General features: G+C 58.2%; 11 protein-coding genes. 1 reads left to right on the forward strand and 10 read right to left on the reverse strand.

Annotated elements, in window-relative coordinates; genetic code table 11:
* Positions 1-6: 6 nt before the first annotated feature.
* The 7 genes from ACFFSY_RS05760 to mraZ all read right to left on the reverse strand — a co-directional run bounded on the left by ACFFSY_RS05760 (position 7) and on the right by mraZ (position 9310).
* The gene (locus tag ACFFSY_RS05760) at positions 7-1407 is read right to left on the reverse strand and encodes a UDP-N-acetylmuramoyl-tripeptide--D-alanyl-D-alanine ligase (protein ID WP_377491216.1); all 1401 of its coding nucleotides are present in this window, start codon (positions 1405-1407) and stop codon (positions 7-9) included.
* On the reverse strand, positions 1407-2891 hold the full coding sequence (locus ACFFSY_RS05765) for a UDP-N-acetylmuramoyl-L-alanyl-D-glutamate--2,6-diaminopimelate ligase (RefSeq protein WP_377491219.1): 1485 nt from the start codon (positions 2889-2891) through the stop codon (positions 1407-1409). The genes ACFFSY_RS05760 and ACFFSY_RS05765 overlap by 1 nt, the downstream gene beginning before the upstream one ends.
* Positions 2892-3021: 130 nt before the next feature.
* Positions 3022-4950: a stage V sporulation protein D gene (locus ACFFSY_RS05770; RefSeq protein ID WP_377491222.1), complete on the reverse strand. Its 1929-nt coding sequence runs from the start codon at positions 4948-4950 to the stop codon at positions 3022-3024.
* A 241-nt stretch (positions 4951-5191) separates the two neighbouring features.
* Positions 5192-7420 (reverse strand): penicillin-binding transpeptidase domain-containing protein, encoded by a 2229-nt coding sequence (locus tag ACFFSY_RS05775; protein WP_377491225.1) that lies wholly within the window; start codon positions 7418-7420, stop codon positions 5192-5194.
* An 8-nt stretch (positions 7421-7428) separates the two neighbouring features.
* Positions 7429-7818, reverse strand: a complete 390-nt coding sequence (locus tag ACFFSY_RS05780) for a cell division initiation protein (RefSeq protein ID WP_377491228.1) — start codon at positions 7816-7818, stop codon at positions 7429-7431.
* A gap of 61 nt (positions 7819-7879) precedes the next feature.
* Complete coding sequence (gene rsmH / locus ACFFSY_RS05785) at positions 7880-8812, reverse strand: 16S rRNA (cytosine(1402)-N(4))-methyltransferase RsmH (RefSeq protein WP_377491231.1); 933 nt, start codon at positions 8810-8812, stop codon at positions 7880-7882.
* A gap of 60 nt (positions 8813-8872) precedes the next feature.
* Positions 8873-9310: a division/cell wall cluster transcriptional repressor MraZ gene (gene mraZ, locus ACFFSY_RS05790; RefSeq protein WP_377491234.1), complete on the reverse strand. Its 438-nt coding sequence runs from the start codon at positions 9308-9310 to the stop codon at positions 8873-8875.
* Positions 9311-9536: 226 nt separating this feature from the next.
* On the opposite strand from mraZ, the gene ACFFSY_RS05795 reads away from it, so the two are divergent.
* The gene (locus tag ACFFSY_RS05795) at positions 9537-9851 is read left to right on the forward strand and encodes a hypothetical protein (protein ID WP_377491237.1); all 315 of its coding nucleotides are present in this window, start codon (positions 9537-9539) and stop codon (positions 9849-9851) included.
* Positions 9852-9904: 53 nt separating this feature from the next.
* Here ACFFSY_RS05795 and ACFFSY_RS05800 read toward each other — a convergent pair whose 3' ends face one another.
* The 3 genes from ACFFSY_RS05800 to bshC all read right to left on the reverse strand — a co-directional run bounded on the left by ACFFSY_RS05800 (position 9905) and on the right by bshC (position 14123).
* Positions 9905-11002 (reverse strand): DUF4349 domain-containing protein, encoded by a 1098-nt coding sequence (locus ACFFSY_RS05800; protein ID WP_377491240.1) that lies wholly within the window; start codon positions 11000-11002, stop codon positions 9905-9907.
* Positions 11003-11171: 169 nt separating this feature from the next.
* Positions 11172-12437, reverse strand: a complete 1266-nt coding sequence (locus tag ACFFSY_RS05805; RefSeq protein WP_377491242.1) for an adenosylhomocysteinase — start codon at positions 12435-12437, stop codon at positions 11172-11174.
* A gap of 36 nt (positions 12438-12473) precedes the next feature.
* A complete protein-coding gene (bshC, locus tag ACFFSY_RS05810) occupies positions 12474-14123 on the reverse strand; it encodes a bacillithiol biosynthesis cysteine-adding enzyme BshC (RefSeq protein ID WP_377491245.1) in 1650 nt (549 codons plus the stop codon).
* Positions 14124-14243 lie beyond the last annotated feature (120 nt).

The raw sequence follows: 14243 nt of genomic DNA on the forward strand, positions 1-14243 counted from the left end.
CACCTCTTATCCGCGCTGGAGCGCATGAACGACTTCTTCCATGCGCATGCCGCGCGACCCTTTCACTAATACCAGATCTTCCGGCTCAAGTCTTGCAAGCAGCCATCCGATCAGTTCGTCCTTCGCTTCGAAGGCGCGCACCGCGCCGTCATCCGCAAGGTTGCGCGAAGCGGCCGCCGCCGTATGCTTCGACAGCGGGCCGAACGTCAGCAACCGGTCGGCCTTAGCCGCCGTGACGTAATCGCCGATGCCGGCGTGAAGCCCTTCTTCCTCCGGTCCAAGCTCGAGCATATCGCCGAGCACGAGCCACTTCCGGCGGTATCCAGACAGCTGGGCGACCAGATCGATAGCTGCCCGCACGGCCGTCGGATTGGCGTTGTAAGCGTCGCTGAGCACCAGGGCATTGTTATAGGCGCGCACGGGCTCGATCCGCATTCCCGTAAGCGATAAGGCTGCTAAGCTACCCGCGATACGCCCGATAGGTACGCCCAGTCGAAGACCTGCGGCAATGGCTGCCAGCGCGTTCGACACGTTGTGCCGGCCCGGCACCGGAATCGAGATGTCCGGAATGCCGACGCCATTCTTCCCGTGCGCGTCGAACGCGGAGGAAACAGCATCCACGTCCACGTTATCCGCCCGCCAATCGTTCGCCTCCCCGAGTCCGAACGTCTCCTTCTCGAAGGTCGACGGCAAAGCCGCCACTCCCGCATGGAGCAGCGGCTCGTCGCCATTGAACAGCAGCAGGCCGCCTTCGCGAATACCCGCCGCAATTTCGAGCTTGGCCTTCGCGATGCCTTCGCGGGATCCCAGCTGAAGCAGGTGAGCATCCCCGATATTCGTAATAATCGCCACGTCAGGTCGGCCGATTCGGGTCAGCAGATCGATCTCGCCGAAGCCGCTCATCCCCATCTCAAGCACGGCGGCCTCGACGTCCTCTTCCATGTCTAGTACCGTCAGCGGCAAACCAATGTGGTTATTGTAATTGCCGGCCGTCTTATGTACCTTGAACGTGCTCGCGAGCACGGCCGCGATCATATCTTTGGTCGTCGTCTTGCCGTTGCTGCCCGTTACGCCTACGACGCGCACGTTCAGCTGCTCGCGGTAGGCGGAGGCTAGACGCTGCAGCGCTTCGAGCGTGTCGTCCACGAGCACGAGCGTCGCGTCCGCTAGTTCGGACGGTATCGGCCTGGATGCTTGCCAGAAGGCGGCGTTCGCGCCGGCGGCGAGCGCGCCGAGGACGTAATCATGTCCGTCGAAGTTCTCGCCGGCAAGCGGCACGAATAATTGCCCCGCGCCGACCTTCCGGGAATCCGTGGTCACCCCGGCAATCTCCTCGCCTTGGCGGCTCTCATGCCGCAGCGTCCCGCCGCTCATGGCCGCTATATCGGCTAACGTTCGTTTTATCACTATGCAAGACTCCTTATCGCTTCTTTGGCTACTTCCCGGTCGTCGAAATCATAATTGACGGTCCCGATCGTCTGATAGGTCTCATGGCCCTTCCCCGCAATCAATACTACATCGTCGGGGCTGGCCATTTCAACCGCTTTTTGGATCGCTTCGCGGCGGTCCTCGATGAGCTCATAACGCTCGGTAGACACGGAATCCGCGTGTAAGCCCGCCTCGATATCGGCCAATATCTGCAGCGGCTCCTCCGTCCTCGGGTTGTCCGACGTGACGAAGGAATAATCCGCGTATCTCGCCGAAATTTGCCCCATAATCGGCCGTTTCGTCCGGTCGCGGTCGCCACCGCAGCCGAACACGCAAATCACTTTGCCCGCGGCGAATTCCTTCACCGCCTTCAGCACATTCTCCAAGCCGTCCGGCGTATGCGCGTAATCGACGATGACCGCGAATGGCTGTCCCGCCTGCACGGCTTCGACGCGTCCGGGTACGCCCGGCAGCGATTCGAGGCTTGCTTTGATCTGAGGCAGCGCGACGTTCTCGAGCAGCGCTGCCGCGATCGCGGCAAGCGCGTTATAGACGTTGAATTTGCCTGCCATCTGCAATGTGATGTCGGACGAACCTTGGAACGTCTCCACACGGAAGGACGTGCCATGGGCTGTAATGCGGATGTCGGTCGCCCGCACGTCGGCCGGCGAATCCACGCCGTATGTAATGACTTCGGCCGCCGTCATCTTGGCGAACGTCTCGGATGCGGCGTCGTCGGCATTCAGCACCGCGTAGGCGCGATCACTCTCTTCCGTGCCGTATTCATTGCCTAACCGACTGAAGAGCAGTCCTTTCGCCTGCGCGTAGCGCTCCATCGACCCATGATAATCGAGATGATCCTGCGTCAGGTTCGTGAACACCGCGGTGCGGAACCTGCAGCCCTTCACGCGCCCCTGCTCCAGCGCGTGCGACGATACTTCCATCGCGCAATAATCCGTGCCGGCATCCCGCATCTGAGCCAAATATCGCTGCAGCTCCAGCGCTTCCGGCGTCGTGCGCGCCATCGGATGGGATTGGCCGGCGAAGCGGCGCTCCACCGTGCCGATGACGCCCGGCGCGTGACCCGCGTCTTGCAAAATGCGTTCGATCAAATAGGTCGTCGTCGTCTTCCCGTTCGTGCCGGTAATGCCGATCAGCTTGACCGATTGGCTTGGTCTGGCGAAGAACGCGTCGGCCAGCACCGCCATCGCGAGTCTGGCGCTCTTCACGATCAGCTGCGGCACCGGAAGATCGAGCTTACGTTCCACCACGAGCGCCGCGGCTCCCCTCTCTACCGCTTGCGGCGCGTAGAGATGGCCATCTTGTGTATGGCCCGGCAAACAGATAAAGAGGTCGCCTATCTTCACCGCGCGGGAATCGGTCTGCATATCCGTTATCTCGGTGTCGGCGCCGCCCGTCAGGCGAGCCGTCCGAAGCAAGCTGGCCAATCGTTCTAATTTCATGCTGCATTTCCTCCTAAGCTTGGATGAGCCTAGCGCCTGGCAGCCTTCATGCGGAAGGCGGCCAGGCGCCGCGGCCATTCCTGTCTTTCACACGCTTCTTACCATTATACGCTAATTTGGCCTCCGCCTTTTAGTCCCCATCTTGTGCCAAATATATCCGGATCGTCGAGCCCTGCTCTACGCGCGTCCCCGCGGCGGGCGCCTGCCGTATGACGGTATTGCCCGTGCCGGCCGAAGCCAGCGTGAAATTCATGTTCAAATCCTCGTAAATCTCGCTGACCGTCTTGCCGACCAAGTTCGGCACGGTGACGATCGGCTGCTGCAAGTCGCCATATTTATACGTCTTCGGAATTTGCTCCGCACGCGGCTTTACGCCCATGTACGGAAGCACGTCCTCCAAGATGTTGTGCACGATCGGAGCGGCAACGACACCGCCGAACTGTATGCCCTGCGGATTGTCGACCGCGACATACACGACGATCTCCGGATCATCCGCCGGCGCGAATCCGACGAACGAGACGATGTGTTCATTCGGAGAGTAGCGGCCGTTAACGACCTTCTGCGCGGTACCCGTCTTGCCGCCGACGCGATAACCGTCGAGGAACGCATTGCGTCCGGAGCCGAGAGCTACGACGCTCTCTAGCGCTTCGCGCACTTGCGCGCTCGTCTGCTCAGAGATCACCTTGCGCACCGCTTCCGGTTTGACGGTCTCCACCGTCTCGCCCGTCTCAGGGTTGATCCAAGCTTTCGCCACATGCGGCTTGTACAGCGTACCGCCATTGATGGCGGCCGACACGGCTGTGATCTGCTGGATCGGGGTAACCGACACGCCCTGCCCGAACGCCGTCGTCGCCAGTTCCACCGGGCCGACCTGGTTCAATTTGAACATGATGCCGTTCTCTTCGCCGCCCAAGTCGATGCCGGTTTTCTTGCCGAAGCCGAAATCCCGGATATATTGGAACAGCGTCTCTTTGCCAAGCCGGTTGCCGAGCTCGACAAACCCCGGGTTGCAGGAATTCTGCACGACTTCCAAGAACGTCTGACTTCCGTGGCCGCCGCGCTTCCAGCACCGAAGCCGAGCGCCGCCGACCATGACCGCGCCCTTGTCGTAGAAGGTCTCCTTCTTCAGATCGACCTTGCCCTCTTCGAGCGCCGCCGCGAGCGTAATGATCTTGAAGGTCGAGCCAGGCTCGTACGTCTTCCAAATCGGCAATATCCGGTTATACACCGAGGCATCCACGTCCCGGAACTTATCGGGCTCGAACGCCGGCCGACTCGCCATGCCGAGAATCTCGCCGTTGTCCGGATCCATCGCGATGGCGATAATGTTATCCGCCTGCGTCTTGACCATGGCCTGGTCGAGTTCGCGCTCCATGATCGTCTGAATATGCTTATCGATAGTCAGCTCCATGTTGAGCCCGTCCCTCGGTTTCTCGTAGGTGTCCGAGGACCCTGGCATCGTCCGTCCCGCCGCGTCCGACAGAAACGCCACGTTCCCGTTCATGCCGGCCAAATACTTGTTGTACTTCGCTTCGACGCCGGTTAGCCCGCCGTCATAGCCCACAATGCCCAAAATATGCGAGGCGAGGTCTTCGTACGGGTAATACCGTTTGTTGTCCTCCGCCACGACGATGCCGTCCAAATTCATGTTCTTGATCAACTGCGCCTTCTCCGTCGTGATCTGGCGTCCGCCTGGTTGAATATTGACGATCATCGCTTTCTTCTTGAGCAAGGCGTACACCTTCTCCTGCGTCATGCCGAGTACATTGGCCAGCTTGGCCGCCGTTCCCTTCGCATCCTTGATCTGCACGGGCAGCGCCATAATCGTAGGCGAGCTTATATTGTACGCAAGCTTGACGCCGTTTCGGTCCCAAATCTCGCCGCGCTTGGCGGTGAACGGGATTTCGCGCCGCCACGACTCCTCCGCCTTGGCCGCTAGCTCCTCGCCTTTCATCAACTGCACGTAGCTAAGCCTTGCTATCAGCGCCGAGAAGGCCAATATGGAAATGATCAGCGCGACAAACAAACGCCTGCGGACCGTGACATTCGAAACTTTCAACCTTACTTCCCCTCCGATCGGCGTACAAAATCAGGCAGCAGTGACTGCTTATCCTAATCCAAGCCTATTCGAAGCGGGTAACGGTTAGAACACGGTGAAACCAGTGCCGCCGGCTCTTGTGGCGAGACGAGTTTGATTCCGGCGAATTCTAAGCTCATTTATATACGCGAAGCTTACACACTCTTAGAATTCACGGTCAAACGGCTTCGTCTTCATAGGCGGCGCGGCGTTTCATTCAAGCCTAATCGCCGCTAGGCGCGTTTGCGTCAGGGGCATCTTCCGTAGCGTCTTCGCTTCCTTCCTCCGTTTGCGCATCATTCGCGGATTCATCGGGATTCGGAGGCGCCAGCGTCAATTTGACGACCCGCTCTCCGTTCAGTTTCGCAAGCGTCTGGTCCGTGACGAACCCTTCGCCTACGGCGACGGCCTGAATGCCGAGCAGCGAACAGATCTCGAGCGCTTCGCGCAAGGAGCTGCCTCTCATATTAGGGACCGCTAACTCGGAACGCTCTTCCGTCAGCAGATAGACGGTCTGATTGAGCGCGATCTTCGTGCCCGAGGCCGGGATTTGCTGCTTGATGGTCGTCCCTTTGCCGACGATCTCGGCTTTCAGCGCTTTCGCTTGCAGCTTCGTCTTCGCCTGTTCCGGCGAACTGCCGTTCAAGTCGGGCACGCTGATCATCGGATCCTTCTGCTTCGCGTCTCCGCCTTCGTCCGTCTCGGGCAGCTGCGGGGCGATGCCCATGTGGCGCAGACTGTTCTGCACGATATTCTTGAACACAGGTGCCGCGACCGCGCCGCCGCCCAGGTCCTTGTCATTCGGGCTGTCGACGACGACGTAGACGATGATCTTCGGATTGTCCGCCGGCGCGTAGCCGATGAAGGAGACGACGAATTCGTCTTTGGAATATACGCCGTTCACGACCTTCTGCGCCGTACCGGTCTTACCCGCCACCCGATATCCCGGGATATAGGCGTTCTTGCCGGTACCGTCGGAGACGACCTGCTCCAAATATTCGCTGACCTTCTTCGATGCTTCTTTGGAGATGACCTGACGAATCATCTTCGGCTGCTTGACGACCGTCTTGTTCGTCGTCGGATCTTCGATTTCCTTGACGATATGAGGCTCGAGCAGGCGCCCACCGTTGGCGGCGGCCGCGATCGCGGCTACCTGCTGTATGGGGCTGACGGCCACGTTCTGTCCGAACGTCACGGTCGCCACGTCACGCGGAATATTGCGGTCGATGTCGACGTCCCCTTTGATCTCGCCCGGCAGCTCGATGCCGGTCTTCACGCCGAAGCCGAAATCCTGGATATACTGCAGCAGCTTGTCGGTCTTGAGCATTTCATAACCGAGCTTGACGAAAGCAACGTTAGAAGACTTCTTCAAACCTTCCAAATAGGTGATTTCGCCCCAGCCTCCGCGCTTTATATCATTAATAATTTTGCCGCCGACTTTAATCGAGCCGGACATATAGGAATCGTTCGGGTTGAAATATCCTTCCTGCACCGCGCCTGACAATGTCACGATCTTGAACGTCGAGCCCGGCTCGTATTGCGACTGGACGATATGGTTGAAGAAGCCGGCCTGCGACGATTTCCAATATTCGTTCGGATTGTACGTCGGCAAATTCGCCATCCCCAGGATTTCCATCGTCTGCGGATCGGCCGCGATCGCCGAGATGCTGTGCGGCTGGTACTTGTCGTACACCTCCTGGATCGCTTCCTCCACGTAATGCTGAATGTCGGCGTCGATCGTCAACTTGACATTGCTGCCGTCCTTCGAGGGAACGAATTCGACGGTTCCATCCTCGAGGATAATGCCGTTGCCGTCGCGCTCGTATTTGATTTTGCCTTCCGTGCCGCCTAATTCCTTGTTCAAATACGACTCGATGCCGCCGACTGCTTTGCCGTCCTTATTGATATAACCAAGCACGTGAGCAGCCATCGAATCCTTCGGATAATACCGCTTCGTCTCAGGCAGCAAATATATACCGACATCATTAGCCTTCGGCTTCATCTTCTTCAGCTCTTCGGTCAACCCCACGACCCGGTCTTTGGTCGCCTTGTCAATCTTGAACCCTTCCGGCCGCACTTCGCGCTGCGTATAATAATTGCCGTCTTCCTTCTTAGCGGTGATGATGTCGCGAAGCTCCGATTCCTTCTTGCCGAGAATCAGATGCAGCTTGCTGACCACGAAATCCTCGGTGCCCAGCTTATGTATGATCTCCGGATTGACCGCGACGATATAAGCCGCCGAATCCATGGCCAGCACGTTGCCGTCGCGGTCGGTGATTGTACCGCGTACCGGCTTGAGCGTCTGTGAGCTGGACCATACTTTGCGCGCCTTGTCGGACCAGAAGTCGGCCTCGACCACTTGCACCCAATAGATCTTCGAGAACAGGACAGCAAAAAGGAGGGTGATTACCCCTCCGACCAATAACGTCCGTAATTTGATTCGCTTTGTCATAAGCTCACCTATTCTTTCGTTCCGGCTGCCGAGTTTTCCACGATGATGTCATTGCCGGGCGATGGGATCATGCCGAGTTCCTTCGCCTTCTGCGCAATTTTGTCGGGGCTGCTCTCGGTCTCGACGACTTTGCGCAGTTCTCCGATCTCCACTTCAAGTTGACTAAGCGCCTTCGAAGCTTCCTTGGCTTGGTAGTTCACTGCATAGATTTGATTATACCGGTAATTGATGAAAGCCAGCGTAGAGAAGACAAGCACGATCGTCATGAGAATGATCAGCTTGTCCCGCGTTGGCAACGACTTGCGCTTCGTGACTTTCGTCTTCTTCTCCCGGTAAGACGGCAGCTGCTCCGGTTTGCGTTTGGGCTGAAGCGCCAGGTTGCCATTCGTGTAAGCCAATTCGTGTCCCCTCCTAATTAAGTTTTGATGGTTGGTTCCATGTATGTTTAAAGTAGATTCGTTATAGTTTCTCGGCGACGCGCAGCTTCGCTGAACGGGAGCGCGGATTCAGCTCCAGCTCCTCCTCGCTCGGCAGAATCGGCTTGCGGTTGACCAGCTTCAGCAGACCGGTTCCGCCGCAGACGCACATCGGAAAATCGGGCGGGCACGTGCAGCGCTCGACATACTTGGCGAACAGCTGCTTGCAGATCCGGTCCTCCAGCGAGTGGAACGTAATGACCGATGCGCGCCCGCCCGGGTTGAGTACGCGCACTGTCTGCTCCAGCCCCGTCTCCTCCGCGCCTAACTCGTCATTCACCGCGATGCGCAATGCCTGGAATGTGCGTTTGGCTGGATGCGGTCCCGTTCTGCGCGCCGCAGCCGGAATACCGGCCTTAATGAGTTCAACCAGCTCGCCGGTCGTCTCAATCGGCTTCTCCGCCCGGGCGTTCACGATTTTGCGCGCGATCTGGCGGGCGAACTTCTCTTCGCCGTAATCGGCGATAATCCGCGAGATCTCCCGCTCCTCCCATTCATTCACGATCATCTCTGCTGTTAACATGCCGTGCTGATCCATCCGCATGTCGAGCGGCGCATCGTGATTGTAGCTGAACCCCCGGTCCGCTTCATCCAGCTGCGGGCTGGATACGCCGAGGTCGAACAGCACGCCATCAACGCCGGCAATGCCGAGCTTCGCTAATTCTTCTTCCAAGTAACGAAAATTCCGCCGGACCAGCGTAACGCGGTCCATATATGGCGCAAGTCTGACGCGGGCGTTATCATGCGCCCAATCATCTTGGTCGAACGCGATTAATCGTCCTTGCGGACCGAGTCGTGACGCGATCAATTCGCTGTGCCCCGCTCCACCGAGCGTGCAATCTACGTAAATGCCATCCTGCTTAATGGCGAGGCCATCGACCGCCTCTTCCTTGAGCACCGTTATATGTTGAAACAAGCTGCAGCCCTCCTGGCTCTAAGGATAGGTCGGCCGATCCGGTCTCCCGGGGGCCGCCTCCTAAAAATTAAAATCGAAATCAACCAGCTTCTCGGCGATTTCGTTGAACGTCTCTTCCGATTGCTTGAAGTAGCCCTCCCAAATCGGCTTGCTCCACACTTCCACCCGATTCGAAACGCCCAGCACGACGCATTCCTTGTCCAGCTTGGCGTATTCGCATAATATGTTCGGTAAATTTACCCTTCCCTGTTTGTCCAGCTCACATTCCGTCGCCCCCGAAAAGAAGAAGCGCGAGAACGCGCGGGCGTCGGACTTCATGAGCGGCAGCGACTTCAGCTTCTGCTCCAGCAGCCCCCACTCGCTCATCGGATAAACGAACAGGCAGTTGTCCAAGCCCCGAGTGACGACGAATCGTTCCCCGAGACCTTCGCGGAATTTGGCGGGAATGATGAGACGGCCCTTATCGTCGATGCTGTGCTGATACTCCCCCATAAACATGCGGCCGCTCCACCCCTTCCCCCAAACCCTCCACTTGCCACCACTTTTCACCACTTGGTTTGTTCTATTCGCCACCCCTTTTGCAATTCCTGCTTGTAAGAAACGTTTTTAAAAATATTTTATGTGCTTAAACGTGTAAAAACTTTGTTACGGTTTTGAAACCTTTTGGACGTTTCTTTCGTGTAAGCTAGAACCTGACGCAAGAGAAGGAGAAGAGTGACGGTGCATGAATAAAATGATGAGCGGTGCTTCGAGCGATCAGTTCCTACTGCCCAGCGAAGAGGCCGCCAGTTTAAGAATCGAGCTCCTCCGCCCTGTCGAGCAGCTGTGCTATGAGATTGCCCATTATTTGCTCGGCAACGCGAAGGACGCGGCGGCCGCCAGCGAAGAAGCGCTGCTTGCGCTTTATCAACAGCCCCGATTCGTACGGACGTCGGACGAAGAGAGAAGACGCATGGCGCGCGCGGAAGCGATTCGCTGTTCGCTGGCACTATCCTGCTGCCTCAAACATAAAGAGCCGGTATCGCCTACCCTCATCTGAAGGCGCGATCCGGCTCTTGTTATTTGTTTACGCGCATCGTGGCTACGGTTAACTTATTCGTCCACTCTATCCCGCTCCTGGTCCGCGACGGATTGGGGCGACTCCATCTGTTCGGCCGGCAGCCCGACCGACGCGGGTATCCCCTCCTCGCGCGGCTCGCGAATGGCATGCTTCCTCTTCCTTCGGTAGACCGCATAGGCCGGCACAGCAATAATCCCCAGTACGACGGCAACCGGCAGAATCGCGGTCAAGACGATGACGATCACCTGCGCGGCTTCGGCCAGAAACGACAAGCTTCCACTCCATGCGCCGGCGATTCGGGCTCCGAATTTCTTCTCTTCCGACAGCGTCCGGATCGGCTCGGCCGACTTCTGGTAGATACGCAGCTCGATCGTGGAATACGCGACATTTTGATCCAAATACCGCATCCGTCCTTTAATCCGTTCGATCTCCGTCTGCACCTCGCCGAGCTCTTTCGAGAATTGGAGCAGCGCCGTGGCAGACTCCGCCTTCTCCATGAACGCCAGCAATCTTGCCTCGACGACGCCCCGCGCCTTCAGCCGCGATTCCAGGTCGACGTATTCCTCCGTCACGTCGGTTCCCTCCATACTCTTCTCGAACGCGAGATGCGGCAGCTTCTCAATTCCCGCCAAGAACGACATAAATCCATTCGCTGGCACTTTGATCGTATAGGTGCCGCCGAGCTCGGATGACGTCTGCTGATCGGTAAATTGCAAAATGTAGCCGCCCGAGTTCGCAATCGCACCGGTAACCGATTGTTGAGCCGCTTTGTAGTCTTCCACTTCCATCGAAACGTTGCCCCTGTAGACGATCTTGCGATTGAATCCGTCCGAATCGGCGATCGCGCCGAGCGATGAGCCCGCCTGCCCTCCCGCACTAGCCTCGCCTCCGCCCGATCCCGCGTCAGTCGAAGCGCTTTGCGTCGCGGCTGTCTGGTCCGCCGCGCCCTCCATCGCGGCTGGACTTTCCGCTTCGCTGCCGGCCGCGGCGTTCATTGGCGCATTCGCCACGGCTTTGGCCGAATTGCCGCTATCCGAGTTATTCGCGCTGCTGCAGCCGCTCGCGAACGCCATAAGCAGCATTAGCAATCCCGTATACCCCATTGCCGTGAGCCATTTTCTTTTTCGCATGCCATAAGCACCCCTTTTTCTATTGGCTTCCACCTTCATAGACGCCAACTTCCAGGAAATGTTTCAAATGGTGCGAAAATGATAAAAACCAAAAAGCTGCCCGCGTAAGCAGCATGCTCCCTAAGAGAGCATGCCGCCCGCAGGCAGCCTATCGTCGATCTAGCCGTTGTTACGTCCAGCTCTCCTGATATTTCTTCTGTTCGTCCGTCAGCGAATCGATCGAGATGCCGAGCGATTCGAGTTTGTAGCGAGCAACCTGATCGTCCAGCTCGTACGGCACGTTGATGACTTTCGCGCCGATCGATTGGTAGTTGTCGTTCACATATTTCAGCGACAACGCCTGCAGCGCGAACGTCGTATCCATAATTTCTGCCGGATGTCCGTCGCCTGCGGCCAGATTGACCAGTCGGCCTTCTGCCAGCAGGTAGATGCTGCGGCCATCCTCCAGACGATATTCCTCGATATTCTTGCGTACCGTGCGCTTCTCCACCGCGCGCGCAGCGAGCTCCGGCTTGTTGCACTCGACGTCGAAGTGGCCGGCGTTGCACAGAATCGCGCCGCTGCGCATGACATCGTAATGCTCGCCGCGGATGACGTCCTTCACGCCGGTGACCGTGATGAACAGCTCGCCGACTTTGGCCGCTTCCAGCATCGGCAGTACCGTGAAGCCGTCCATATGCGCTTCAACCGCTTTGATCGCGTCCACTTCGGTCACGATGACGTTCGCTCCGAGTCCTCTAGCGCGCATGGCCACGCCTTTGCCGCACCAGCCGTAGCCGACGACGACGACGTTTTTGCCAGAGATGATCAGGTTGGTCGTGCGCATAATGCCGTCGAATGCCGATTGGCCCGTTCCGTAACGATTGTCGAACAAATATTTGCAGTATGCATCGTTGACCGCTACCATCGGCAGCTTGAGCGTACCTTCCTTCTCCAGCGCCTTCAACCGCGTAATGCCGGTCGTCGTCTCCTCCGCGCCGCCGCGAATTTGCGGCAGCAAATCTGGGCGCTCGCCGTGGAGAATCGTCGCGAAATCGCCGCCATCGTCGATGATGAGATCCGGCTTCGATTCAAGCGCACGCACGATCAGCGACTTGAACTCCTCCGGATCCGGATTGTATTTGGCGAATACCGTAATGCCGTCTTCCACCAAAGCCGCGCAGACGTCATCCTGCGTCGACAGCGGGTTGCTGCCCGTAATCGTCACTTCTGCGCCGCCGGCTTGCACCACTTTGGCCAAATAAGCCGTCTTTGCTTCCAGATGCAGGCAGATCGACACTTTCAGCCCCTTAAACGGCTGCTCCTGCTCGAACTGTGCGCGAATCCGGTTCAGCACCGGCATGTGGGCCGACGCCCAGTCGATTTTCAGATGCCCTTCGGGCGCTAGCGCCATATCGGCGACAATGCTGTTCTCTCTTGCGCTCACGATATTCATTCCTCCTTAATATGTACGCCAATGGGACAATGCCGATTAAAGATAAACAAGTCGATGACCGCCATCCGTAGCAAATGGCACATCAAGCAGCTGCTTGACCCAATCGGTCCCGTATTGATTGTAAAATTGCATCGCGTTCAGGACGCGTTCCTGCGGCTTGCCGCTAGGCCAAAGCGATTGTGCCACGCGGTCCATCTGGCGAAGGGCGGCATCGAACCGTCTGGCATGCGCATCCTTAGCCCGCCGCTCAAGATACGCGATCTCCCGTAATATGCGCTCCCGGTTGACGTCGCCTAGACGGCTAAGACCCGATTCTAAGGTCGAGAGGAGCTCGACGAGCGGCGTGTACAGCTGCTCGAACTGCGCTCTTGTCTGATCGAATTTCTCCCCGATCGCCCATTCTTCGCGCTCATCCAGCCATGCCTGTCGTTTAGCGGGGTAGCGCTCGATCACATCGCCAAAGCTAAGGCCGTATTTCTCCATTTGTTTGGGAAGCTGCGGCTCGACGAGCGTGAAGGACATCCGCGGCACGATAATCGGCATCTCCATCCCGAGCAGCCGGAACGCTTCGGACGTCTGCGCCCAGTACGCAATCTCGCCTTGGCCGAGCACGGCCGCCAGCACGGGCAGCACATGATCCTGCATGAGCGGCCGTGTGAGAACGTTATTGCTCAGCCGCTCCGGCGATTGGACGGCGACCTCGAGCAGTTCCTCCGCGGCGATGCGAACGGTGCCTCTCCGATTGACGAACTCGTCTCCCTGCCGGAAGAGCAGTGTCCGTTCTTGTCCGCCGCCAGCCGTTTCCCCGTGGTATAGAAACAGGTTCGCGCAGCCTTCCGCCGCTTCCGCTTGCTCCCTGTAGCCGAGCGTCCGAATCGCCTCGCCTGCATGGCGATAAGCACGTTCGAGTTCATCGCCCCGCTTGATCAGCGTCCGGAACATATCTGCTTCCAGCATGCGCAGCGCCGGGTCGTCGGCATCCAGCAGGACGAGCCCGTACTCGCCGAACAGATGCGCCAGCACGTGCGAGAACCAGTCCGTCAACGTCTCCGACTTATCGGCTGCCGCTTGCAGCATCGCGAGCAGCTGCTGCTTATTCGGCGAGTCGGACAAAACGGCCGCCAGTTCCTGGATGGCCGCCTTCAGATCCGCTTCCGCAAGCAGCGTCCGGCTGACGGATGTCTTCGAGCCGCCTGGATGCGCTACCGCGATTTTGCGCGGCTCCTCTCCTGCCCCTTGCAGGTAAGCATGATTGGCTTCATCCCAATCGTGATCTTCGCCGGCGATCCAGAACACCGGCACGACCGGTCGTCCAATACGAGATTCCGCGTGTTTCGCCGCTTGAATGATGGTGACGGCCTTGTGAATGACAAGCAGCGGGCCTGTCCATAAGCCAGCCTGCTGACCTCCGACGATGACGGGCGCGCCTTGCGCGATCGCCTCGATGTTCCGCGAGACGACTTCATCGGCTCCGAACCTTCGGTTGTAGTCGAGCAGCACGCGAGCTAGCTGCTCCGCGGGGACGCGCTGACCAGACTTCTCTTGCAAGTAAGCATATCGCGCCTGCCAGGCTCCTTCTTCGGAAGGATGCCTGCCGAACAAGGCTGAGACGCGGGAGTCCGATTGCGCGCAGTAAGCCTCCGCCAGCGGCTGACTCGAAGGCAAAGGGAATGATACGATATCCATATGTAGCGTCAACCTTCTTTCAGATCGCCTGTAAGTCATTTTTCTCATTTTACACGCCAACGCCTTGAGCGTCAAAATGACAAGCAATCGGTCCCCCGTCTCGAGAAACCGATTGCCGCT

Origin of the sequence: Paenibacillus aurantiacus, assembly GCF_042431225.1 — a bacterium.
Lineage (GTDB): Bacteria > Bacillota > Bacilli > Paenibacillales > Paenibacillaceae > Paenibacillus_Z > Paenibacillus_Z aurantiacus.

Coding starts and splice junctions, on each gene's coding strand:
- ACFFSY_RS05795 (WP_377491237.1), top strand. CDS start 9,537: ATGAATAAAATGATGAGCGGTGCTTCGAGCGATCAGTTCCTACTGCCC.
- ACFFSY_RS05805 (WP_377491242.1), bottom strand. CDS start 12,437: ATGAATATCGTGAGCGCAAGAGAGAACAGCATTGTCGCCGATATGGCG.
- bshC (WP_377491245.1), bottom strand. CDS start 14,123: ATGGATATCGTATCATTCCCTTTGCCTTCGAGTCAGCCGCTGGCGGAG.
- ACFFSY_RS05775 (WP_377491225.1), bottom strand. CDS start 7,420: ATGACAAAGCGAATCAAATTACGGACGTTATTGGTCGGAGGGGTAATC.
- ACFFSY_RS05800 (WP_377491240.1), bottom strand. CDS start 11,002: ATGCGAAAAAGAAAATGGCTCACGGCAATGGGGTATACGGGATTGCTA.
- mraZ (WP_377491234.1), bottom strand. CDS start 9,310: ATGTTTATGGGGGAGTATCAGCACAGCATCGACGATAAGGGCCGTCTC.
- ACFFSY_RS05765 (WP_377491219.1), bottom strand. CDS start 2,891: ATGAAATTAGAACGATTGGCCAGCTTGCTTCGGACGGCTCGCCTGACG.